General features: G+C 36.1%; 24 protein-coding genes and 1 pseudogene. 7 read left to right on the top strand and 18 right to left on the bottom strand.

Annotated elements, in window-relative coordinates; translation table 11 throughout:
- Positions 1-15 precede the first annotated feature (15 nt).
- From gltX to MOO47_RS01820, 3 genes are all read right to left on the bottom strand, one after another.
- On the bottom strand, positions 16-1509 hold the full coding sequence (gene gltX, locus MOO47_RS01810; protein WP_249513134.1) for a glutamate--tRNA ligase: 1494 nt from the start codon (positions 1507-1509) through the stop codon (positions 16-18).
- Positions 1510-1640: 131 nt separating this feature from the next.
- Positions 1641-3023 carry a DNA repair protein RadA gene (gene radA, locus MOO47_RS01815; RefSeq protein ID WP_249513135.1) on the bottom strand — a complete coding sequence of 461 codons (1383 nt, stop codon included), beginning with the start codon at positions 3021-3023 and terminating at the stop codon, positions 1641-1643.
- A 9-nt stretch (positions 3024-3032) separates the two neighbouring features.
- Complete coding sequence (locus tag MOO47_RS01820; RefSeq protein WP_249513515.1) at positions 3033-3566, bottom strand: dCTP deaminase/dUTPase family protein; 534 nt, start codon at positions 3564-3566, stop codon at positions 3033-3035.
- 123 nt (positions 3567-3689) lie between these two features.
- On the opposite strand from MOO47_RS01820, the gene MOO47_RS01825 reads away from it, so the two are divergent.
- The 3 genes from MOO47_RS01825 to MOO47_RS01835 all read left to right on the top strand — a co-directional run bounded on the left by MOO47_RS01825 (position 3690) and on the right by MOO47_RS01835 (position 6085).
- Positions 3690-3995: a GNAT family N-acetyltransferase gene (locus MOO47_RS01825; RefSeq protein ID WP_249513136.1), complete on the top strand. Its 306-nt coding sequence runs from the start codon at positions 3690-3692 to the stop codon at positions 3993-3995.
- On the top strand, positions 3982-4668 hold the full coding sequence (gene rpiA, locus MOO47_RS01830) for a ribose-5-phosphate isomerase RpiA (protein WP_249513137.1): 687 nt from the start codon (positions 3982-3984) through the stop codon (positions 4666-4668). Before MOO47_RS01825 ends, rpiA begins: the two co-directional genes overlap by 14 nt.
- Positions 4669-4741: 73 nt before the next feature.
- Complete coding sequence (locus tag MOO47_RS01835; RefSeq protein WP_249513138.1) at positions 4742-6085, top strand: C1 family peptidase; 1344 nt, start codon at positions 4742-4744, stop codon at positions 6083-6085.
- A gap of 14 nt (positions 6086-6099) precedes the next feature.
- Here the strand turns inward: MOO47_RS01835 and MOO47_RS01840 are convergent, their stop codons facing one another.
- The 4 genes from MOO47_RS01840 to MOO47_RS01855 are packed head-to-tail and all read right to left on the bottom strand — an operon-like array spanning position 6100 to position 10237.
- The gene (locus MOO47_RS01840; RefSeq protein ID WP_249513139.1) at positions 6100-6594 is read right to left on the bottom strand and encodes a shikimate kinase; all 495 of its coding nucleotides are present in this window, start codon (positions 6592-6594) and stop codon (positions 6100-6102) included.
- Entirely contained in the window at positions 6591-7892 is a 1302-nt protein-coding gene (gene aroA / locus MOO47_RS01845) for a 3-phosphoshikimate 1-carboxyvinyltransferase (RefSeq protein ID WP_249513140.1), read from the bottom strand. Before aroA ends, MOO47_RS01840 begins: the two co-directional genes overlap by 4 nt.
- Positions 7892-9061, bottom strand: a complete 1170-nt coding sequence (gene aroC / locus MOO47_RS01850; protein ID WP_249513516.1) for a chorismate synthase — start codon at positions 9059-9061, stop codon at positions 7892-7894. Before aroC ends, aroA begins: the two co-directional genes overlap by 1 nt.
- A 6-nt stretch (positions 9062-9067) precedes the next feature.
- The gene (locus MOO47_RS01855; protein ID WP_249513141.1) at positions 9068-10237 is read right to left on the bottom strand and encodes an MFS transporter; all 1170 of its coding nucleotides are present in this window, start codon (positions 10235-10237) and stop codon (positions 9068-9070) included.
- Positions 10238-10481: 244 nt separating this feature from the next.
- Here MOO47_RS01855 and MOO47_RS01860 point away from each other — a divergent pair, with 244 nt between their 5' ends.
- Both MOO47_RS01860 and MOO47_RS01865 read left to right on the top strand, forming a co-directional pair.
- Positions 10482-12548, top strand: a complete 2067-nt coding sequence (locus tag MOO47_RS01860) for a KUP/HAK/KT family potassium transporter (RefSeq protein ID WP_249513142.1) — start codon at positions 10482-10484, stop codon at positions 12546-12548.
- Between the two features lie 65 nt (positions 12549-12613).
- Positions 12614-13651 carry a zinc-dependent alcohol dehydrogenase family protein gene (locus tag MOO47_RS01865; RefSeq protein WP_249513143.1) on the top strand — a complete coding sequence of 346 codons (1038 nt, stop codon included), beginning with the start codon at positions 12614-12616 and terminating at the stop codon, positions 13649-13651.
- Positions 13652-13691: 40 nt separating this feature from the next.
- On the opposite strand, the gene MOO47_RS01870 is transcribed toward MOO47_RS01865, so the two are convergent.
- The 5 genes and pseudogenes from MOO47_RS01870 to MOO47_RS01895 form a co-directional block, all read right to left on the bottom strand.
- The gene (locus MOO47_RS01870; protein WP_249513144.1) at positions 13692-14564 is read right to left on the bottom strand and encodes a GNAT family N-acetyltransferase; all 873 of its coding nucleotides are present in this window, start codon (positions 14562-14564) and stop codon (positions 13692-13694) included.
- 49 nt (positions 14565-14613) lie between these two features.
- A pseudogene (locus MOO47_RS07745) lies at positions 14614-15684 on the bottom strand (MFS transporter).
- Positions 15685-15764: 80 nt separating this feature from the next.
- Positions 15765-17060 carry a hypothetical protein gene (locus MOO47_RS01885; RefSeq protein WP_249513147.1) on the bottom strand — a complete coding sequence of 432 codons (1296 nt, stop codon included), beginning with the start codon at positions 17058-17060 and terminating at the stop codon, positions 15765-15767.
- A gap of 252 nt (positions 17061-17312) precedes the next feature.
- Positions 17313-17990, bottom strand: coding sequence for a 2,3-bisphosphoglycerate-dependent phosphoglycerate mutase (locus tag MOO47_RS01890; RefSeq protein WP_249513148.1), 678 nt, complete (start codon positions 17988-17990; stop codon positions 17313-17315).
- Positions 17991-18002: 12 nt separating this feature from the next.
- Positions 18003-18950, bottom strand: a complete 948-nt coding sequence (locus tag MOO47_RS01895) for an AEC family transporter (RefSeq protein ID WP_249513517.1) — start codon at positions 18948-18950, stop codon at positions 18003-18005.
- A 92-nt stretch (positions 18951-19042) separates the two neighbouring features.
- Between MOO47_RS01895 and lepB the strand changes: the two genes are divergently transcribed.
- On the top strand, positions 19043-19633 hold the full coding sequence (gene lepB, locus MOO47_RS01900; protein ID WP_249513149.1) for a signal peptidase I: 591 nt from the start codon (positions 19043-19045) through the stop codon (positions 19631-19633).
- A gap of 43 nt (positions 19634-19676) precedes the next feature.
- Here lepB and MOO47_RS01905 read toward each other — a convergent pair whose 3' ends face one another.
- Together MOO47_RS01905 and MOO47_RS01910 are read right to left on the bottom strand one after the other, a co-directional pair.
- Positions 19677-20594 carry a cation diffusion facilitator family transporter gene (locus MOO47_RS01905; protein ID WP_249513150.1) on the bottom strand — a complete coding sequence of 306 codons (918 nt, stop codon included), beginning with the start codon at positions 20592-20594 and terminating at the stop codon, positions 19677-19679.
- Positions 20595-20700: 106 nt separating this feature from the next.
- Entirely contained in the window at positions 20701-20910 is a 210-nt protein-coding gene (locus MOO47_RS01910) for a hypothetical protein (protein WP_249513151.1), read from the bottom strand.
- Between the two features lie 183 nt (positions 20911-21093).
- Between MOO47_RS01910 and MOO47_RS01915 the strand changes: the two genes are divergently transcribed.
- The gene (locus tag MOO47_RS01915; protein WP_249513152.1) at positions 21094-22014 is read left to right on the top strand and encodes a DUF5067 domain-containing protein; all 921 of its coding nucleotides are present in this window, start codon (positions 21094-21096) and stop codon (positions 22012-22014) included.
- A gap of 118 nt (positions 22015-22132) precedes the next feature.
- Here the strand turns inward: MOO47_RS01915 and rpsI are convergent, their stop codons facing one another.
- From rpsI to MOO47_RS01935, 4 genes are all read right to left on the bottom strand, one after another.
- Positions 22133-22525: a 30S ribosomal protein S9 gene (gene rpsI, locus MOO47_RS01920; protein ID WP_249513153.1), complete on the bottom strand. Its 393-nt coding sequence runs from the start codon at positions 22523-22525 to the stop codon at positions 22133-22135.
- A 13-nt stretch (positions 22526-22538) separates the two neighbouring features.
- Positions 22539-22982 (bottom strand): 50S ribosomal protein L13, encoded by a 444-nt coding sequence (rplM, locus tag MOO47_RS01925; RefSeq protein WP_249513154.1) that lies wholly within the window; start codon positions 22980-22982, stop codon positions 22539-22541.
- A 117-nt stretch (positions 22983-23099) separates the two neighbouring features.
- Entirely contained in the window at positions 23100-23846 is a 747-nt protein-coding gene (gene truA, locus MOO47_RS01930) for a tRNA pseudouridine(38-40) synthase TruA (RefSeq protein ID WP_249513155.1), read from the bottom strand.
- The gene (locus MOO47_RS01935) at positions 23846-24643 is read right to left on the bottom strand and encodes an energy-coupling factor transporter transmembrane component T family protein (RefSeq protein WP_249513156.1); all 798 of its coding nucleotides are present in this window, start codon (positions 24641-24643) and stop codon (positions 23846-23848) included. Before MOO47_RS01935 ends, truA begins: the two co-directional genes overlap by 1 nt.

Raw genomic sequence — 24643 nt, forward strand, 5'->3', positions numbered from 1 at the left:
TGCTGTTTTGTGATTTTATTTTTCTAGTTGCTGTAGCGTTTGGGTAATATGCTCCTGAGCTTTTTGGTAACCTAATAATTCAATGGCTTCACCAATTCCAGGACCGTGCATGGATCGCGTGGTAGCAATACGTACAGGCATAAATAATTTGCGTCCTTTGACACCTGTTTTAGCGCGTGTTTCTTGAATAGCTTGCATAATTTGTGTCGCTGTAAAACGTGGTAAATTAGCAATTTCATCCTGGAAAGTTGTTAAAGTTGCCATAGCTTCATCTTTTTCTAATTCAGCCATGGCTTCTTCTGAAAGTTGTACCGGATCTGTAAAGAAAATATCCGACAATTCCACAATTTGATCAGTGTAACTCATTTGATCTTTGAATAAAGAAACTAAAGAACGTAGCCATTCTAGTGTTTTGGTATCTAAATCTGCTGAAGCAATTTTACCAGCTGCCAATAAACTAACAATCGACATATCGGTAATTCGGCTCAAATCTGCCGCTTTCACGTACTGGTTATTGACCCACTCTAACTTCTTTTGATCAAAAGCAGCAGGTGACTTGCTGAGTCTCTTAGGATCAAATTGCTTAATAAATTGTTTTTGGTTGAAAATTTCATCTTCCCCAACTGGTGACCAGCCTAATAATGTAATAAAGTTAAACATTGCCTCTGGCAAATAGCCGCGTTGACGATATTGCTCGATAAATTGCAAAACCGTTTCATCACGTTTACTTAATTTTTTGCCTGTTTCACTATTAATAATCAAAGTCATATGCCCAAAAGTTGGTGCTTGCCAACCCAAATAGTCATAAATCATCAATTGCTTGGGCGTATTAGCAACGTGGTCATCGCCTCGTAAAACATGAGAAATTTCCATTAAGTGGTCGTCAATCACCACAGCAAAATTATAAGTCGGCATACCATCGCGTTTTTGAATTACCCAATCACCACCGATTGAATCAGAAGCAAACTGAACATTGCCTTTAACCATATCATTCCATTCAAAGATTTTATTTTCCGGAACTTTGATTCGAATGACTGGTTTAATTCCTTGAGCCTGCGCTTTTTCAATAGTGGCTTGGCGCTCCTCATCTGTCATACCAGCAAATTCGTTTTCATAATGAGGCATGACGCCACGCGCTTTTTGGGCTTCTCGTTGTTGCGCTAATTCTTCTTCAGTCTTATAAGATTCATAAGCTACACCTGCATCTAATAATTGCTGAATATATTTTTGGTAGATAGCTTGACGTTCAGATTGACGATAAGGACCAAAATCGCCACCAACATCAGGTCCTTCGTCCCAGTCAATTCCTAACCACTTTAAGTTTTCTAACTGACTTTGTTCGCCACCAGTTACATTTCTTTTAATATCGGTATCTTCAATCCGAATAACAAAAGTTCCTTTATTATGACGCGCAAATAAGTAGTTAAATAGCGCTGTCCGCGCATTACCAATATGCAAATGACCAGTGGGACTTGGTGCATAACGCACCCGAATTTTATTATCAGTCAAAACTAAATTCCTCTTTCTTAAATAAAGATTACTATTACATCAGCTTAAACACTTTTCCTTAAATGTCAAAACCGAAAAGTCAGCGTTATAATCTTCGCTTTTAGCACATATAAAATTGTAGCATACTATTATCAATAATTACCAAATACTCTTTTAATCGCTTCATTGACTGTTTTAACACCAACTAATTCAATATCAGGATAATCACGTGCTTGTAATTTATTATTAGCTGGCAAATAAATCTTTTGAAAGCCTAATTTCTCTGCTTCTTTAATACGTTGATCAAGCAAATTAACTCGTCTAACCTCACCTGTCAAGCCGATTTCTCCCACAAAACATTCATCGGCAGCCAAACTTTTGTTTTTGTAGCCGGAAACAATGGCCAAAGCCATAGCTAAATCAATGGCTGGCTCATCTAAATGAACACCACCAGTTGCTTTCAAATAGGCATCTTGGTTTTGTAACAAGATATTAGAATGCTTCTCTAAAACCGCCATAATTACAGCAACACGATTATGATCTAAACCTGTGGTGGTACGCTTAGCAGTACCATAAAGCGTGGGCGCAGTTAAGGCCTGGATTTCTACCAAAATAGGGCGTGTTCCTTCCATCGAAACGACCACGGCAGATCCTGTAGAATCTAACAAACGCTCTTCCAGAAAAATTTCTGATGGATTACTAACTTCTTTCAATCCTTCATTGACCATTTCAAACATCCCAATTTCATTGGTTGAGCCAAAGCGATTTTTAACGGATCGCAACAAGCGATAATTATAGTGCTCATCACCTTCAAAATACAAAACCGTATCCACCATATGTTCCAAAATTTTAGGACCAGCAATGGCTCCACCTTTAGTCACATGACCAACCACAAAAACAGTTACTCCTTGTTGCTTAGCAATATTCATTAATTCTGCCGTTACTTCACGGATTTGCGAAACACTGCCGATTGCCGAAGCCAATTCTGGCTCATTCATTGTTTGAACTGAATCAATTATTAAATAATCAGGTTTTTGGGTGGCAACAGTGGCGCGAATTTGAGCCATATCTGTTTCTGGATAAAGATACAAATTATCACCAGTTACTTGTAAGCGATTTGCGCGTAACTTAATTTGCGCAGCACTTTCTTCACCAGAAACATACAAAACTTTGCCACCACTTTGTTCTAATTGTCCGGAAACTTGCAATAATAAAGTTGATTTACCAATTCCTGGATCGCCACCAATCAAAATCAGTGAACCTTGGACAATGCCACCGCCTAAAACACGATTTAACTCGGGCATACCCGTTTTTACACGTGTTTTTTCATCGTAAACCACGTCGCGTAATTTAGTAGGGACATTTTCGGCAGCATTACTATTTTTTTGCCGACTAGGCGTCGCTTTTTTATTAACTGGATGTTCAATTTCTTCAACTAATTGATTCCATCCGCCACAATTGGGACAACGCCCCAACATGCGCGGTGAAATATATCCACAATTTTGACAAACAAAACGCGTTTTTACTTTTGCCATTTTTGCTCCTTACTGACCTGATGAACCAAAACCACCCTTTCGTTGCTGGCTACTTTGCTGATCATCAGTCGTTATTAAATATTTCGTGAAAATGCCCTGACAGATGCGCTCACCCTTTCTGATTAAGCGATCTGCAGGCCAAAAATTAGCCATCTGCACAAAAATCTCACCTTCATTATTGTCATTGCCGTAGTAATCAGCATCAATCACACCAACTGAATTAGGCAAAATCAAGCCACGTTTTAGTGGACCACTGGAGCGACTGACCAATAGCAAAACTTCGTCAGATGGTAATTTAACTTTCAAGCCAGTTGGAACTAACACTGGCGTTAGCTCGTTTGCTACTTGCGCTAACAAATCCGAATTGGGCGCCTGTTTATGTCGCGGCATCAAATATTTCAGAAAATTAGGTTTAAACATAGCTGGTACTATAAAATCTTCGGCTGCTTCTAAATCATATCCTGCTGCATGTTTTGTCTGCCTTTGAGGTAAATTAATATTTTGATTTTGATAACGCGTCACTACTTCAAATTTACGCTCCACCATTTTGCTAACCTCCATTAGTCTATTCCAGTAGAATAACATAAATATATGGCTATCCACTGTACCTATTTTACCTTTTTGGGTTATCATGAAACTAAAATCAGCAAAGTGAGGTCAGCGTTAATGGATATTGATTTAGATAATGGTTTGATTGTACAAAAAAACGAACAAGATACCCTTATTGGGCAGTTACATTTTACTTTTTTACCCGGCAAAAAAGTACTCAGTATTGATCAAGTATTTGTTGATCCACAGTTTCGTAATCAAGGCTGGGCACGCAAGATTTTGCAGGCAAGTATTGATTTAGCTCAAGAAAAAAATTATAAAATTATGCCGGTTTGTCCTTACGCAAAAGCTGTTTTTAAACATGAAAAAGCATTACAAATTCTATTAGCCACTCCTGAGGTAGATCATAATGAAGCAAAATAGACTCAAACAAGATGCCGGTGTAAAAGCTGTTGATTTTATTAAATCCGGCATGACAATTGGTTTAGGAACTGGTTCGACTGTCACTTATTTAGTCGAAGAATTAGGCAAACGCGTGCAATCTGGACAACTGGACGTTGATTGTGTAGCTACATCACAGCGAACTTTTGAACAAGCCAGCAACTTAGGCATTAAAATGCACGCATTAAGCGACGTCAACCAAATCGATCTAACCATTGACGGAGCTGATGAAATTGATCTGAATTTTCAAGGTATCAAAGGTGGAGGAGCTGCTCAAACTTACGAAAAAATCGTTGCTTTAAACTCGCAAAAAAATATTTGGATTGTTGACGAAAGTAAAATGGTTGATCAGCTGGGAGCTTTCCCCTTGCCTTTAGAAGTAGTTCCCTTTGGTTGGAAACAGCTATTTGATCGCTTGCATAAAGAAAATTTAAATCCTCACTTACGTTGTGATGAAAAACATCAGCCTATTTTAACTGATATGAATAATTACGTAATTGATCTGTATTTACAAAAAATTATGCATCCACATTTATTGGCTAATTGGTTAAATCAACAAACTGGCATCATCGAACATGGTTTATTCTTAGATTTAGTCAATACGGTCATTGTCGGGCGCTTATACGGTCCTGAAGCTATTGAAAATGTACGCTAAAGGACTAGTCAAGTCGACGAATTTAAGCTATAGTTAATATTAGCTTTCTTTAATTTTAATTTGGAGGTTTATCATGACTCAAGCAATTAAAGCAACCGATTTGGCCAAATTCCAAGCTGATCTGGCACAAGTTCCGGCTGCCAATACTATTCAAAATAGTGTTACAACTAATGGTATTTATAAGGCTAGTGAAACTTTAGCAGCCAAAGTGGCAATGGATCCCACTTTTTCGATTGATCTAACCACCGGAAAAGTGGCTGATCAGCAACGTTCTGGTCTATGCTGGGTCTTTGCAGCTTTAAATACTTTAAGACATCCGATGCAAGCTAAGTTTAAAATCAAAGATTTCGAGCTTTCACAAGGTTATATGTTTTTCTGGGATAAGTTAGAAAAGTCCAATTATTTCTACGAAAATGTTATCAATACGGCAGACTTAAAAATTGGCGATCGTAAAGTTGATTTCTTGATGACAACCCCGCAACAAGATGGCGGACAATGGGATATGGTCTGTGCCCTATTCGAAAAATACGGCGTGGTTCCAAAAAGTGTGATGCCAGATACTGCTAGTCGGAGTAACTCTTCAGAATTAAACCAAGTTTTAAATACGAAACTGAGAAAAGATGCCGTACAATTACGCAAATGGTGCGCTGAAGGTATGCCTGCAACAGAAATTGCTGACCGCAAAGAAAAGATGTTAAGTGAAATCTATCGCATATTGACTTATGCATTGGGACAGCCACCAGTACAGTTTGACTGGTCTTATCGTGATGATAACAATGAGTTTCATTCCGAAAAAAATATTACCCCACAAGAATTTTATAAGAAATACATTGATCTAAATTTACCTGATTATTTATCCGTTATTAATGCACCAACTACTGATAAACCATATAATCATGTTTATACCGTGGAACTTTTAGGCAATGTTGTTGATGGACGTCCTGTTCGTCATTTAAATCTTGATTTGGATACTTTTAAACAAAGTGCTATCAAACAATTGCAATCGGGTGAAGCAATCTGGTTTGGTAGTGATGTTTCACAAATGTCTGATCGCCAGCTAGGCATTTTAGATACTAATATTTATGATCTAAATGGTTTATTTGGCATTGATCTGGAAATGACTAAAGCCCAACGTTTAGATTACGCTGAAAGCATGATGAATCACGCTATGGTCCTTACTGGTGTAGATTTAGACGAAAACGGCAAAGCAACTAAGTGGAAAGTCGAGAATTCTTGGGGCGAAAAAGTTGGTACCAAAGGCTACTTTGTCATGAGTGATGCTTGGTTTGACCAATTTGTTTATCAATTAGTTATTCAAAGAAAATATCTACCTGAAACCGCACAAAAAGTCTATGACCAAGAAAAAGATACGCCAAAGGTTTTAGCTCCTTGGGATCCAATGGGTGCTTTAGCATAACGAAAACACGCTAGTTAAATAACTAGCGTGTTTTTTATTTGTTGCACAACTTGTTTTGGGAAACAATGATCCGTAGTAATAATTAAATCTGCCATCTGCTCGTAATAAGCCTGACGTTGCCGTTTTAATGCAGTAATTTGTGCTTGTGACTTAGCCAAAGGACGTGTAGCAGTAGCATTGATACGCTGCCATAAAGTAGTATTTTGTGCTTCCAATAAAATCACCGATGCAGAATCTTTTTGGAGCAGTTGGCGATTTTCCTGCAAGCTGCTAGTCCCACCACCTAAGGCTAGTACACCATTTTTAGGCAGTACTTCTTTTAAGGCTTTAGTTTCTAGACTGCGGAAATATTTTTCACCCGAATCTTGAAAAATAGCCGAAATAGATTTTTGAGCAGTAGCACTAATCAGATGATCCAAATCCCAAAAAGACAATTGCAACTCTGTCGCTAACAACTGACCAATCGTGGTTTTACCACTGCCCATAAAACCATCTAGAATAATCTTCATAAACGTGCTCCTAGAAGTTTCTTTAAAGTTGTCAAAAACCGCGGGTAAGAAATAGCAATCGCAGCTTCATTATTTAAGGTTAGCGGAGCATCACTATTTAATGCAGCGATAATCAACATCATACCAATACGATGATCGCCGTGACTATCTAAGTGTACATCTTGAATGTGCTTTTTTTTAGTACCATCAATAATCCAACCATCTGGCAACTCTTGGATCACCACCCCTAATTTTTGCAATTCTTGGGCCACAGTCTTTAAGCGATCACTTTCCTTAAAACGTAATTCTTGTGCGCCATTAATCTGACTCACACCGTCGGCGTGAGCCGCTAATAAAGCAAGTAATGGCAATTCATCAATCAGCGCAGGAATATCTGATTCCGTCAACTGAATAGGTTGCAAGTGACTTGTTTGTATACTGACATCTCCTCGTGGTTCACCTGGTGCAGTATGCGGAGTGATAGCTATCCTAGCACCCATTTGCTTTAAAACTGTCAAAATTTTGGTTCGTGTTGGATTTAAACCAACATTTTTAATGGTTATTTTAGAATGAGGCGTAATGGCTGCAGCAACTAAAAAAAAGGCCGCTGAAGAAATGTCTCCTGGAACATTGATTGGTTGTCCGACTAGAGTACCAGTTGAATCCACAGTAATCGTTTGATTAGTTGCATCGGTTACTAAATTAGCTCCAAATTGTTGCAACATTAATTCTGTATGATTGCGCGTAGGCAGCAATTCTTGAATTTTAGTTGTTCCTTGAGCTTGTAAAGCTGCCAAAATTATTGCACTTTTTACTTGCGCACTGGCAACTTTCAATTGTATCGTGGTAGATTTTAAAGATTGTCCTTCAATAACTAACGGCAAATAGCCCTGATTAGTTGTAATATCTGCTCCTAATTGAGCTAGCGGTTGGCTAACTCGCGCCATCGGGCGTCGCTTGAGTGAATCATCGCCGTTTAAACGAGCCTTAAAATTACTGCCTGCTAATAATCCTAGCAATAAACGGGTTGTCGTACCGGAATTATTCATTTGTAAAGTATGAAAAGGTTGTCGTAATCCTGCAAAACCTTGCCCATGAATAATTAACGCTTGTTGATTTTGTTCCATATGCACGCCTAAGTCTTTTAAAGCTTTGCTGGTCGTTTGGCAATCTTCTCCTGTTGCAAAATTACGCAAAATTGTGGTTCCTTGGGCAACTGCGCCAATCATTAAAGCACGATGGGTAATACTTTTATCACCAGGAACTTGTATTTGCCCTTGCAAACCATTAACTGCTTGTAACTTCTGTAAATTTAGCATCAATATTCCTGCAATTCTTGGCGATAAGCGGCTACTTGTTCTTTTAAACGTGTCATATTAGAACCATCGAAAGTTTCAGTGATGATCTGGGCTAATTCGATAGCCACAACACTAGCTACAACAATTGAGGCAGGCACAATTGCCGTAGTATCCGAACGCTCTACATTAGCTTTTTGAACCTCTTTAGTCAAAATATTAACTGAGGGTAGCGCACGATATAAAGTAGGTAGTGGCTTCATAGCGGCATTGATAACTAATGACTGCCCGTTGGTCATGCCTCCTTCAAAGCCGCCTAAATGATTACTCAAACGTCCCCAACCTTTATTTTGATCATAACAAATGGCATCCATTACTTGGCTGCCAAGCTGCTGACTGCCAGCAAAACCTTGGCCAAAGCTTACTCCTTTGATCGCATTTACACCCATGACTGCACCAGCCAGTTTAGCATCTAATTTAGTATCCCAACTTGTGTAACTTCCCAAACCAGCAGGTACATTTTCAACGACAACGCGGACAACTCCCCCCACTGTATCACCATCTTTTTTGGCTGTATCAATCAATTCATGAATTTCTTCCACTTTCGTCTGATCTAAAATACGCAAGTCATTTTGGCTAAGTAAATCTCGCATAATAGTAATCGGTGGCAACTCTTCCAAACTAGCATTAACATTGCCTACTTGTTGAACATACCCTACTATATCAATATCAAGCTGCGCTAATAATTGCTGACAAATATTACCAATGGCTACACGCATCGCCGTTTCTCGTGCTGAAGAACGCTCCAAAACATTACGTAAATCACGCTGGCGATACTTCATACCACCAACTAAATCGGCATGTCCTGGACGCGGACGTGTCACTTGCCGCAAAGTATTTCGCTCATTAGCCGGCTGAAGCGGATCCATATTGTCTTGCCAATGTGCAAAATCTTTATTCAAAATTGTTAAAGCTAGTGGCGATCCTAATGTAACTGAGTGTCGCAAACCACCAACAATTTTAACTTGATCATGCTCAATTTTTTGGCGATTACCACGGCCGTAACCGCCTTGTCGCGCTGTCAAAGCAGCATTAATTTGTGCTACATCAATCTCTAAACCGGCAGGCAAGCCATTAATAATCCCCGTCAGCTGCGGTCCATGAGATTCTCCTGCTGTCATGTAAAACAATATTTATACCTACTTTCTTTCTAAATATGAAATACCCCAACTCAGTAACACTGCTGCTCCGGCGAAAAACAATTCACAACATAAAGCTGTATGAATATTTATTTGGGCTAACCTACCCGTAATTAAAGGTACTGAAAAGGAAGCTAAACTACCAAATAGATAGTAATAACTCGTTAAAAATCCGCTTTTGGCCGGGTTAATTTTTATTAATAGCGTCAACCCTAACTGCATAATCCCATTAGCACAACTAAAACCGATTAGAAAACTAACACTACTCAAAAACCAAAATTGCTTTGTCTGCAATAAAATTGATATTGCAACCAGCGTTACTAAATTGAAATAAAATAATAAATGACGGTCTTTAATTTTGCTTTTGGACAACATGAATAAAGTTATAACGCCGACAATTGAACCTAAACTATAGCTAGACATCAAAGCATGGCTCATTGCGCTAGAATAATGTAAAACTTGTTGCGCATATAATGTAATCCACTGAGTAAATCCCAACATCAAGGCCATTGACGCATAGCCATATCCACCTAATAATATGAACAATATAATTTTTTTATTTATCGGCAATGATATAATATTTTGTGCGTAATTTACATCAGTCTCAGAATTCTCACTAGGAAACTGTGCTGTTAAAATAATTCCTAAATTAACCACAATCAATAGGCCCATGATAATAAAAGACCATCCATACCACCATTTTTGCCATTGCAAAAAGACCACTAACCAAGGCAAAGTGAACTCTCCAACAGCCATAAAACCTTTAATCAAAATAGTGGCATACCCTGCACCTTGTTTCAAGGTAACTAAAGTTGGATAAGTACCAGCATCTAAAAAAGAATTCCCCAAACCAGCCAGCATGGTTAAAATGTATAAGATAGCTATTTGCTGAAACCAGATGATACCCCAAGCAAATCCTAAATAGCATAACATAGCACAGACAATCAATTTTTGCGCCGGTAAACGGTCAGCCAAGTAACTTGTCAATAAATAACCGATTAAACGACCGATACCCATCCCCGAAACGATAAAAGCGATTTGAACTACAGGAATTTGCCAACTATGACTCAAATTAGCCATATTTTGTGCAATAATTACTAGGCTAAAACCGTGAATCAAATAATTAAAATATAGCCCCCATTCTAGTTTTAGCATTTGTTTTTTCGACATTAGACCACCATTTCAATAAAAAACAGGTATATTAGTTATACCTGTAGTTACATTAATTATCTTTAGTATATCTTATCAATTATTCAAGGATTATGGCGATAATTGGTGCTATAATTTGCAATAATTGTTATATATTGATATATGATCTACTACTAAACAGACCATATCATATCATTTTCCAAATGTTTGGGAAAGTTGTACTTTAGTGATGCAAAAACAATTATCAAATTAAGGATAAACAATTATGCAAAAATTTAACGAATTGGATACTACCAAAAAAAGTGCCCATAATCGATTATCAATGGCCGGAATCTTAGTTGCACTTGGTGTTGTCTATGGTGATATCGGGACTTCACCAATGTATACCATGTCTTCTCTAATTAGAAGCAATGGCGGTTTAAGTCATATTTCCACGGATTTCATTTTGGGTTCTGTCTCACTCATTTTTTGGACTTTGACGATCATCACAACAATTAAATACGTTTTAATTGCTCTGCGTGCCGATAACAATGGTGAGGGTGGTATTTTTGCACTTTATACCTTAGTAAGACGCAAAGCTAAGTGGCTGATTATACCTGCGATGATCGGTGGAGCAACTTTTCTAGCCGATGGAATGATGACACCTGCTGTCACTGTAACTACCTCTGTGGAAGGTTTAAAGGGCGTTAAGATTTTTCATGGTGTACCTATCAATAATCAAAATACTGTCATCTTTGCTACACTCATTATCTTATCGATCTTATTTTTTATTCAACGTTTTGGTACAGAGGCCATTGGCAAAGCTTTTGGTCCTATTATGTTAATTTGGTTTACCTGTTTAGCTTTAAGTGGTTTATATCGTTTATCTGGTGATTGGACTTTTTTACGTGCTTTCAATCCATATTACGCTTTTAAAGTGCTGATCAGTCCAGAAAATAAAAATGGAATTTTTATTTTAGGCAGTATTTTTCTAGCTACTACCGGTGCTGAAGCTTTATATTCTGATATGGGTCATGTAGGACGGAATAATATTTATGGTAGTTGGCCATACGTTAAAATTTGTCTACTAATCAACTATTTAGGTCAAGCTGTTTGGATCAACCAAATTAAAGATCAAGCAACTTATCAAAAAATAAATAACTTGAATCCCTTTTTTGCTATGGTACCCGAACGCTATCGACTAGCTATGACTTTTCTAGCAGCTATGGCTGCTGTGATTGCTTCTCAAGCTTTAATTTCTGGTTCTTATACCTTAGTTTCTGAAGCAATCAAATTAAAAATTCTGCCTCGCTTACGTACTGTTTATCCAACTAATTTTAAGGGACAATTATATATTCCCGCCGTCAATAATATTATTTGGATTATTTGTTTATTTATTGTCTTATTCTTCAAAACTTCTGCACATATGTCTGCTGCTTACGGTTTGGAAATTACGATTACCATGATCATGACAACTTTACTGTTAAACGCCTGGCTTACTACTACCAGAGTTAACCGCTGGCTGGCTAAGTTTACTATCGGCTTTTTCTTAACAATTGAATTGATTTTTATTGTGACCAATAGCGTTAAATTCGTTCACGGTGGCTATATTACTTTAGGTATCGCTTTAATTTTAATCGTGATTATGATCATCTGGCGTTACGGTGAATTACTCAAAAATGACAATACTTTCCATCGCGAATACGTTTCCTTGTTAGCTTATAAAAACCAGCTTCATGATTTGAGTAACGATCAATCTTTGCCACTATATACGACTAATTTGGTTTATTTGACCAAAATCAAAGATGGCTACAAAATCAAAAAAGATATCCTTTATTCTATTTTAGACAAACGCCCTAAAAGAGCACAAGTTTACTGGTTTGTAACAGTCAACGTTACCGATAAACCTTATACAACTGCATATAGTGTTGACACTTATGGCACTGATTATATGGTTAATGTGCAATTATATTTAGGTTTTCGAATGGAGCAAAAAGTCAATTTCTTCTTACGACAAATTGTTAACGAAATGATGATCAAGAAAGAATTACCACGTCAGCCACAACGCTACACTACTATTCCTGATCGCAGTGTAGGTGATTTTTCTTTTGTTTTAATTCAAGAAATTTTATCGCCCGATACACAATTAAATAGCGCTAAAAAGAATTTAATTCGTGGGCGCCTGTGGCTCCAAAAATATACTGTCACCCCCACTACTTGGTTTGGACTGTCTTATAGTGATGTTGTGACTGAACGTGTACCTTTGAAACTCGGGCAAATTCATTCTGATCACCTGCATTTAATCCAACGCGAGCCAATTATTAATTATGATGATGAAGATGATGAAGATTAAATTTGACTTAATGTCAACTCCAGGTGCTATCATACAAGCAGCTTTTAATGAAAGGGTAGGATAATATGAAAGCAGCAATGTTTGTTAAACCTGGGGAAATTAAAATTGTCGAAACGCCGAAACCGCAAATTCAAAGTGCCAATGATGCCATTATCAAAGTTGTGCGCACTTGTGTATGTGGTTCAGACTTATGGTGGTATCGTGGACTAAACGATCAAGAACCCAACACTTTTGTTGGTCACGAGGCGATTGGAGTCGTCCAAGAAGTGGGCACTAGTGTTACAAATATTTGTCCTGGGGACTTCGTGATTGTTCCCTTTACGCATGGTTGCGGTAACTGTATTGCTTGCCAAAATGGCTTTGATGGCAATTGCTTAAATCAGCAAAACAGTCGTTATAATACAGGTTATCAAGCTGAATATTTACGTTATAATAATGCCGATTGGGGCTTAGTTAAAATTCCTGGTCAGCCTGACGACTATAGCACAGAGCAATTAAATTCCTTGCTAGCTTTATCAGATGTCATGGCTACAGGATATCATGCATCCTGTACTGCTGAAGTCCAAAAAGGTGATACAGTCGTCGTAATTGGTGATGGTGCCGTCGGATTATGCGGCGTGATTGCTGCTAAATTACGTGGTGCGCAACGAATTATTATCATGAGTCGCCACCAAGATCGTCAAGAACTAGCTATTGAATTTGGCGCTACAGATATTATTGTTGAACGCGGTGATACTGCCGTGCAAAAAGTAATGGATCTAACTGCAGGCGCTGGTGCTGATGCAATTTTAGAATGCGTTGGTACTACACAGTCGCTCCAAACAGCGGTGCAAATTGGTTGTCCTGGGGCGCTTGTTGGTCGCGTCGGTGTCCCTCAACAAGCCCAAATGGATACAGCCCAATTATTTTGGCATAATACGGGCTTACGTGGCGGTATCGCTTCTGTCACGACTTATGACAAAAATATTTTGTTGCAAGCTGTTTTAGATCAGCGAATTAATCCCGGTAAAGTCTTCACGCAATCATTTAAGTTGACTGATATTCAACAAGCTTATGAAGCTATGGATCAACGTACAGCAATTAAATCCTTAATCACTTTCTAAAATCTCAAAAGCGACGCTCCTAATGAGAACGTCGCTTTTTTTATTTGGCTTCTTGTAAATAAACAATCTTCGTTTCTATTGCAAAACCGGATTTTTGATACAGATTTAAAGCTGGTGTATTATCACCAACCACTCCTATCACACACCGCTTCGCCGCTTTTTGTTGCAATTTATCCAACATCTGTTGCATAAAGATCGTGCCATAGCCTCGGTGTTGATCTTTTGGAGCAATAAACAAATCAAAAAAGTAATATTCACTCTCCGCATTAATCGCACAATAGCCCACAACCTCTGTTCCACGTTGCAACACAAATTGGATAGTCGCAGGATCTTTTAAGCCACTGGTAATATATTTTTGACTAACGACCAAATCATTGCCAAAAGCTTGCTGTTCCAAAGTGGCAACCATCACAATCTGTTCTGCCTTTAATTCACCAGTCGTTAATTCTGATTGTTCCATCGACCTGTGGCTGTTTTGAGCTAAGTTCAAACTCAATTGGTATTCTATTTCTGGAATTGTTAACTGTTCATGGGTCAAAAAGGCTGGGTTAGCGTTTAAAAAGTTTTGTTCTGAAATATATTGCCAATGTTGATACCCATATTGTTGCAAAATTATTTTGATAGTCGCAAGCAACTGGCGACCAACACCTTGCCGTCTAAATTGAGGTGCCACATTGATATATAAATCAACCATACCTGCTTTAGGTTCTTCATCTGCATAAATCATGGCCATGCCAACCAAGTAATCGGCTTGATAAGCTAATAAAAAAGTAGGCATTTCGGCAAAATAATTAAATTGGTTACTTAAATATGGATCGCGAAATGTGTGATCATATTGATGCACGACTTGTAGTAATTCATTGACAGCAGTCGTTTGTGCTGGATTTAATTTAGTAACACTAGTTATTTGCATTAGTTATCTCCCTTTATTCAAAAAATAATTAATTATTTTTTGAATTTGTTCACAAAAAAATAAAATAAAGTATCAATGTTAAACTAGTAGCCAGTATTCCAGTAAAGATAAATATATATTCAACTTTAAAAAGCGAAAACAAAGCCGTTATTAAAGCAGTTTCAAAAAACATTAAACAAGCGGTTAAAGTATTAACACTAGATATCAAGGATGTCCTTATCTTATCGTTAGATAAATCTTGAATTACAACATTTAGTGAAGTATCAACAAATTCAAAGCCACATTGTAATAAAATTACTGCACTAAATAATATTATATAAATATTTGTTTTTAATATTAAAAAAGCTCCAAGTACCAATACCAACGAAGTTTTTATTGCTTTCTGTGCTCCAAAAACACCAGATACTTTACCGATTGATAATGAAGTAAAAGCTGAAAAAGCTAAAGCCACTGTTAAAACAATAGAGATTTGAAAAGGTGAAAAATGCTTTTCACTTAAAAATAATTGTAAAAAATTAACTAAAACTGATATTGTACTTTGAAATAATGAAATAGTAATGACCAGTACACTAATTTTCCTGATTTTTAGAGTATTGAATAATTCCTTAATTATCTTAGACACACTATTCTTTTCAAAATCAGAACTGGAACTAATAGTAGTTAAGTCCAAGAGATATAATATTAGCGCCGCGAAAGCTTGCGTAATAATTTCAATAATAAATATTGATTACCATGATATGGTAGTTAAATATCCGCCGACTAAAGAACTACACATCTGCGCAAAGATAGTTAAAAATTCAAATAATCCTATTTTGTATTTGTAGCTTTTTTCAGAATCTATTTGAAATAATAAAGTCTGATCACTCCCAGAAATTAGTGAAAGGCCAACACCATAAAAAATAAAACCACAGATCAAAGAAAAATAACCCAAATTAAGTAACATCAACACTAAATAAACAACAATAAATCCATGCCCTAAAAGCATTACTAACTTAGAGCCTAATTTATCAGTTAGAATTCCAGATGGTAATTCAAATAAAAACATTGCCAAAGTAAGAATAGTCTGTAAAGCGCCAATTTGAAATGCATTATAACTAAATTTTTTAAATAATTTATCCAAATCGAACGTTCAAAAAATAATGCAGCTACAAATGCATATAAATATATATTACTTTTATTTATTCTAAGCATTACTCTTTTTTATAAATTTCCTTTTCTATTATCGTAAAAATATTCTTTCATGTTAATCGGATATATAACATCTTTTATTAATTCTATATCATCAACATAAAAAGTATCTTCAGCTACATTCAAGAAAAAAGATTGATTAATTAATACAGGACTCCCAATAATAGTACAATAATTTATATAGTCCTTATACATCAATTTGCTTAAATAATTAACACCTTTTTGCCATGCTTTATGACTTTTAGAATTTAAAGATTGCATTGTTTGAATAAAATCACTATCATTTCCAAAATAATGATAATGATTCTCCTTCATATTTAATTTATTCAAAAAAGGATGATATAAAGACATTGCACTCCTTACAAAAATAACCTTTTTTTCATTCTGTAAAATTTTTAAAAATAATAGCTTGGTTGCACCAATTCCCCGGATTTGTGGGTGTATAATTATCCTAGAAATTTTCCTCAAATTGGAATTTATATTTTTAAGCGATACTTCAGAAACATTATTAGGATAAGGATAACTAGTAACAGCAACACCCAAAATTTTGTTTTTATATTTTAAACAATAATACTTACCACCGTATCTTTCTAAAGTATCACAAGTAGGGTTGTCAAAATAATGATACTGTTCAAAAGGAATTATATCATCATAAGAACCATTAACCACCTCAATATCACTACTAAATGGATAGTTACCTCCATCATGGTTGTTTTTAATAATACTGATTTTGGAAAATTCATTTAATTTGACATGCACATCTGGCTGTAAATATTTTTCTAAATCGTCATTTGTAGTAATAACAACAATTGAAAGTTCACTTTTTCGAATTACTTTCTGTAAATTATAACTAACTATTTGAGCAGTATCTCTATCTAAAAATGAAGTGAACTCATCTATTAATACTTTTGAAACTCCACTTAAAAGTATCTGTGCCAAATAATATCTAAATTGTTGCCCAGTAGACAAATTTTCGTAGGGAGTAAGGTACAAATAAGCCTCAGACAGACCCACCATATTTAAGTAGTATAGAGATTTTTCAAAAGGCACATTCAAACTCTCAATAATTGGTATTTCATTTTCTACTTTTAACGGTACCTTTGAATATCCATATCTTTTTTCAATTGTTCTTCCAATTAATGACTTTCCAGAACCTGAAGGACCACTTATGCAAGTTATTTGGGCATCTTTTATTAAATCTAAATTAACATCATCATAAATTATTCGTTCTGAATTTGTAATTCCAAACATGTTTTGAATTTTTTTTACATAACTAGATGAAGAATCTAAATCTACCTTTTTTTTCATAATCTAACCTCTAATTATTTTATACTCATCATTTTTATTGATAAAAAAGTAAATATCATTTCTTAGTTTACTTTTGAAATAGTGAAATATATTCCCTATGGGGATTATGTTCGAATGGTTAATCAAGAATAAATTCAATAATTTTTGATTATCATAACTTATTATGATTAATTTCTTTTAAATTAAACCAAAAAAAGTCTAAACCTAATTGGTTTAGACTAAATTCAATATAGATGAAACTAATATCTTTGATTAACGCAAAATCAACTTATCCACAATTGCTAACCGTTCATCTAATTCATAAACTATCGGCTGGGCATTTCCTACTTCCACGCAATTGATCGCTGTATCACTAATATTTTCCAAATATTTAATTAATGCACGCAAAGTGCTACCATGCGCCACAATTAATTGACTATGCTGTGCTAACAACAATGGTGCCACCGTATCTTGAAAATACGGCACTGTTCGTTTTAAAGCCATTGCTAAACTTTCTGCTCGAGGCAAAATATCTTTAGGATAACGCTGATAAATACGTTCCTGATCATCAGCCTGCTTTAAAGCCGGTGGCACACTTTCATAACTGCGTCGCCATTGCGCTACTTGTTGTGCACCATATTCCTGGCGCGTTAATTCCTTATTCAAACCGCGCAATGCTCCATAATGACGCTCGTTTAAGCGCCATGACTTAGTTAGTTGGCGATCTACTTGACCACATTCAGCCATAATAACCAGTGCCGTCTGAATAGCTCGTTTTAAAACGGAAGTATGCACTTGTTCAAAACTTATTTTTTGTTGCTTTAACAATTGTCCCGCTAGATGCGCTTGCTGTCTGCCCTTTGGCGTCAAATCCACATCTGACCAGCCGGTATACTCATTTCGCGCATTCGCAATACTTTGTCCATGTCGTACTAAAATTAATTTAACCATTTTTCTTCCTCATCAGAACAATTGATGAACTGTTAGCATCAAGATTGGCACCATCACTAAACTAAAGACTGTTGTCGCTGTCACCATAATGGCGGCATAATCGGCATCGGCACCATATAATTTAGCGACTACTGGGGCATTAGTCATGACCGGCATGGCGGATTGCAACACAAAAATTTCTTTCATCAAATCAGGAACATGGGCTTGCCAGACTAAAACAAGCATCAAAAGTGGCGCTAATAAAAAGCGTCCTAAGAAAATCCCGCCCATATCCTTGCTCCAACGAATTTTTTCCAACCCAACTTGGGCTAATTTCATTCCAATGAAAAACATCGATAAAGGTACCGTCAATGATCCAATATATTTAAAATCTGACATCAAAAAAGATGGCAACTGAATGTGTAATAATACTAAAATAACACCGACCATAAAACCTAACAACGGTGGTGAAAAAACTTTTTTCAAAACATCAACAATCCCGAAATGATCGTCACTATCGCCATCCATACGAATTAAGTAAACACCTACTGTCCAAAAAAAGGTCGTGTTAGCCATATAATAAATTAACACATAAGGTAAACTAGCTTTACCAAATAAAGCCATATTAACGGGTAAACCTACAAAAACTGTATTAGAGTTAGCAAACATGGACTTAAAAATACCCCGATGTTCGGCATTAATACACAATAGTTTTTGTACACCCCAAGAAACAAAAAATAATAAAGTCATTGAAATAATTGGAAAGCGCAAATCCGGAAAAATTTTAATCAATTCTGCACGCGAAAATTGGCCAGTAATAGTCTGAATCATATAACAAGGTAATGCAATTTGCGTAACTAATTTAGAAACAGTTTTACTGAAATTTTCATCAAACCAGCCTAAATTTGTTAGAATATAACCAACTAGGATCATAACTAAAATGATCAAAACACCACTGACACTGTGTAAAAACAATACCAAAAACCGCCTTTCAAAATAAAACAATAATTATATGTTATCATTAATCAGTTCTTTTTTCATAAATCCATCTCGTTTAGTGAGGGTCACGCACAATGAATCGTCCAATTTCTTTTATGCAATCTTTTAAAAATTATTTACATAAACACGCTGTTATCATCAGTTTTGGTGTTGGCTTGATTATCACCGTAGGCTTATTAACTTATCTAATCTTAAACTTTATTTGGATCAATGGCTCAGTTCATGGCAAATCTATGCAACCCAACTTTTATAATGGTGATCGTGTGATCGTTTCTCCCCATTCTCCTGTCCAACGTGGTGATATCGTAGTTGTTGATCCACCCGGCACCACGCAAAACAAATTTTTCTTAAAGCGCGTAATCGGCTTGCCTAATGAAACAATTTCATCTAAAGATGATACTACTTATATTAATGATCACTCAATTGATGAGCCTTATCTAGATCCTTACAAAGCTAGATTAGCTCCCAATCAACTGCTCACCAAAAATTACAATTTAAAAGCACTGTTCGGCATTCACAAAATACCTGCTAATAAATATTTTGTGATGGGGGATAATCGGCGACAATCTGCTGATAGTCGTACTTTTGGTCCAGTTGCTAAGAATCGGATAATTGGTGTTGTTAAAGTACGTTATTGGCCTTTAAATCGTTTTAAAATTTATTAACATAAAAAAACAGCAATAATATTGCTGTTTTTTGTAATTTATTTTACTCAGATGAACCTTGTCTGCGATCAGCTAATAATTTTTCCTGCAAACCACGCTTGTACTCAGCTTGCAAAGTGACATGCCCAATACCATATTGTGTTTTCAGTAGCGTCCCGATTTGTTGATACAATAATTCCAGTTCACTAACATTAATATTGTCCTTAATATTGATATGTGCGTCAAAAGCAATCAATTCTTCATCAATCCGCCATAGATGGACATGATGGACACTACTAACTTCTGGAATTTGCAATATCGTAGCGCAAATTGCATGCAGGTCTAAATTGGGACTAGCTTCCATCAAGATCGATACCGCCTGTTTCAAGACTTCTAAGGAAGCTTTCATAATCCAAGCAGCAGTTAAAATAGTTATTACCGGATCAGCCCAATACCAACCAAATAACTTAATTAAAATAGCTGCCACAATGACCCCTACTGAAGATAGTGTATCTGAAGCCATGTGCAAAAAAGTTGCCTTAATATTTAAATTATTTCGTGCACCTTGCATCATCAATAACATCGAAATTAAATTAGCCGCTAAACCAATTATCGCCACTACTAACATCATGTTACCATTAATGGCTTGCACTTTGCCTAAACGCTTAATACTTTCTATAATCAACAAGACAGTAATGACAATTAAGACAACCGCATTAATAAAAGCTGCCAAGATTTCCGCCCGTTTATAGCCAAATGTCTGACGTTCATCATTGCTTTTCTTAGCAATCAAATGCGTCACAAAAGCTAAAACAATCGAAACAGTGTCCTCCATATTATGGAAAGCATCTGAAATCAAACTTAAACTACCGGATAATAATCCACCAATTAATTCAGCCAAAGTAATTAAGATATTTAAAAGCGTGACTCCTAAAAATTTCAGCGTTGACATATCGCCTTGTACATGATGATGTTCTTCCATCTTAAAATTCCTCCACATGTGAATTTTAAGGTAAAAATAACCATTATTCAATTATTAAAGTAATTAAAAAGATAAGAAGCTAATCTTATCTTGTCTGATTAATATATTAATGAGTATTCTTAGCATTTATTTTAATAGGACGATGAATATCTAGCGTCTCTGAGTATTCATTTTGCACCCATTGCTTCATTTTTAAAACAGCTTCTCTGCGCGAAACATTATGACAAACACGTTTAGTTGTAACCCGTTCGCCACTGATTTTGGTAAATATTCCAATAACCTCATAGTCACTAACAGGTCGGCCAAAAAACAACATCGCTTCTCCTCCAAGAAAATAATAATTTAAGCAACCAGAATGTTATATCACGTATTCATCATAAATACAACATTAAACTCTGAAATTAAACATTAAAATTTAAATTTTGTAAGTAGACTGAATGTTTTAATCGTCGTTAACATTGTATAATGATATTATTGTTAAGAATACAGGAGGTAAAATATGCCTAACAATAATCACCATAATTTTAAAACTACGAGAAATAACCAGAAATCTCCAACACCATCAGAGGCTCCACAAACACCAATTAACAATGAGTCTAAAGACATACTCACACCAAAACCAGCTTATCCTAGCGATAAGCGCCCCAACTATCATGCGCCCCAACCAGCCGAAGCTCCTGTAAAAAACACTGCTGGTAAAAAGACAACACTCACTGCCAATAAGCAACCATCAAAATCACATAAACCCTGGTATAAAAAACCATTATTTTGGATAATTACCGTAATTGTTATCATTATAACTTTAATTGGTAGTTTTCTAATTTTTCAATCAAGACAAGATTCTGAGTCAAATCCACCAGCGCCTAAGCCAGACTTGACATCAAACACATTAAAAAAGAAAAAACCTAATCAAGAAAATATCAAAAAGGCTTCTAAAGCTTCAGTATCTAGGTCCGTTAACAAATCAACCAATAAAAACAACTCTGAAAATCAACGTAATTTTAAGAATCCCGGTTCTTATTCAGATATGAAATATGAAACTGATGACTTTAAGATTGAAATAGACAATTCCTCGGACGGTGTTAAATTGATTTCCGACACTAACAGTCAGCCCGCTTTATATATACGCTACACATTCACTAATAACTCTAAGAGCGATTTAAAACCGGCAGATATCGTTAATCAAGATATTCAATTAAAACAAAACGAGCAAATCTTAAATACCGATGGTAACATTAATGATGACAGCACTGACGATAAAAATAGACTGGATACTGCACAACAACCTGTCACTCCTGGACAAAGTGCACAAGTGGCAATGATGTATCAAGTGAATAACACTAAAGATCAAATTTCAATGTTCTTCATGAATTTAAAAACTAAGCAACCTCTGAGCACTACTCAACCATTTAAACTATAAAAACAATGCTTTTAAAGGCATTGTTTTTTCGTGCTTCTAATTAAAATTATGTACAAAAAAAGCATCAGCAATAACTGATGCTTTTAATTTCCACAACAACGGCAATAAAAAAATAATATTAACGTTTGGAAAATTGTGAAGCTTTACGAGCTTTCTTCAAGCCTGGCTTCTTACGTTCTTTCATACGTGGATCACGAACTAACATGCCTGCGCTTTTTAAAGGTGCACGAAAGTCAGGATCAACTTCCAACAATGCACGAGCAATACCATGACGGATCGCACCAGCTTGACCGGCAAAACCACCACCACGAACATTAACTAAAATGTCATAGCTTTCAGCTGTTTCAGTAATGTCCAAAGGCTGCTTCAAATCTTTAATTAAACTTGCAGATGGAATGTAATCTTCAGCATTCCGCTTATTAATCGTCACGTTACCTTTACCAGGTACTAAACGTACACGAGCAACTGAGTCTTTACGACGGCCAGTTCCAGAATAAGATACTTGTGCCAAATTTTTATCCTCCTTAAACCAACTTATTAATATCTAAAACTTCAGGTTGTTGAGCCATTTGTTTATGTTCAGCTCCAACGTATACATGAAGCTTTTTAAATTGTTGACGACCAAGAGAATTCTTTGGCAACATTCCGCGAATGGATGTCTCAACTAATCTTTCTGGTTTTTCTGCTAACATTTTACCAGCAGCAGTAGCCTTCAAACCACCTGGATGATTACTATGATGATAGTAAATCTTTTGGGTAGCTTTTTTACCTGTTAATTTAACTTTGTCAGCATTGATAATAATTACATGATCACCAGTATCGACGTTCGGGGTAAATGTTGGCTTATTCTTGCCACGTAAAATCGAAGCAACAACTGAAGATAGACGACCTAAAACAACATCAGTTGCATCAATCAGATACCATTTACGTTCAACTTCGCTTGGTTTAGCTAATGGTGTTGTACGCATTTGTTTTCCTCCAATATCTGTGTTTGTTCACACACTCAATAAGTTTCCGGGGCTCATCGTGGGGCAAACAATACCATTTATCAGTATACGTTCTAACAATTGAATAGTCAACCAGCATCACTCATAAAAAACTTGTTTTAAATACAATCCGCTAGCCGGTGCCGTTAAGCGTGCTTGTTGACGATCTTTAACTTCATATAACCGCAAAAAATCGTGTACATCACGTCGACCATTTCCAATATCTAATAAAGTTGCTACCATAATGCGCACCATATTATACAAAAAGCCATTACCATGAAACCGAAAGGTTATTTCCCGGGGAAATTCAGCAACATCAACCTCTGCTCGATAAACTTCACGCACTTTATTTTTAATAACCCCTCCACTAGCTGCAAAACTAGTAAAATCATGCTTTCCCACTATATCTTTCAGAGCAGTTTGAATACGCCCTAAGTCTATTTTATAGGGATAATGTCCAGTATATAATCGCAAGAAAGGATCCGTATATCGCCCTAATGCCACACGATATTCATAAATTTTACTTATAGTATCAAAGCGTGCATTAAAATCAGCCGCAACTTGTTCACCTGCTACAAATAAAATATCCAATGGCATTAAGCTATTTAAAGCCTTAAGCATGTTTTGAGCAGGAATATTTCCCGGGTAATTAAAGGAAATAACTTGTCCCTTAGCGTGGACGCCGGCATCTGTACGTCCAGATGCTATTATTTCCACAGGATGTTGCTTGGTCATTTTTAATAAAGCTGTTTCAATTACACCTTGTACTGTTAAAAGTTGCGGTTGTTTTTGAAATCCATGATAACGGGTGCCATCGTAAGCAATCGTCATTTTATAATTAGTCATTAATAACTCCGTAAAATTAATAAAATAATCGTTAATAAACCAAAAGATGTTAGAACTAAGGTATCTGGCTTTTGCCAATGCAGTTGACGATATTTTGTTCGTCCGGCACTGCCATTATAACCTCGTGCTTCCATGGCAATGGATAGGTCGTAAGCAATATTAAAACTGCTAACAAACAAGGGAATCAGAATCGGTACAATCGCTTTAATTTGTTTAATAATATTTCCTTCACCAAAATCTACCCCTCGAGCACGTTGGGCGTTCATAATTTTAGTAGTTTCATCAGATAACAATGGGATAAATTGTAATGCGATAGACAACATCAATGCTACTTCATCTACTGGAAAATGTATTTTGCGCAAGGGTCGCAATAAATATTCAATCGCATCTGACATTTGCAATGGTGTTGTAGTAATTGTCAAAAGTGTTGAGATAAAAATAATTAAGGTAAAACGCAATAAAATAAAAATACCATTGATAATGCTAAGCTTAGATAACGATAGAATCCCCCACTGCCAAAAAGGATTACCACCAGGTGTGAAAAAAATTTGTAAAGCTACAGTAAACAAAATCAAAAACAGCATGGGACGAACACCCTTAATAAAAAACGTTAAGGAAACTTTTGATAAATACACTGCCCATAAAACGAATAAACCCAATGCTAAATAAGTTGCCCAGTTATTTGCTAAAAAAATAATTGCAACAAAAATAAAAGTAGCAATAAATTTAGCACGAGGATCTAATCGATGAATAAGTGAATTTCCCGGCAAATACCGCCCAACAATAATTTTACCCAT

It is taken from the genome of Bombilactobacillus thymidiniphilus, assembly GCF_023380245.1.
Taxonomy (GTDB): domain Bacteria; phylum Bacillota; class Bacilli; order Lactobacillales; family Lactobacillaceae; genus Bombilactobacillus; species Bombilactobacillus thymidiniphilus.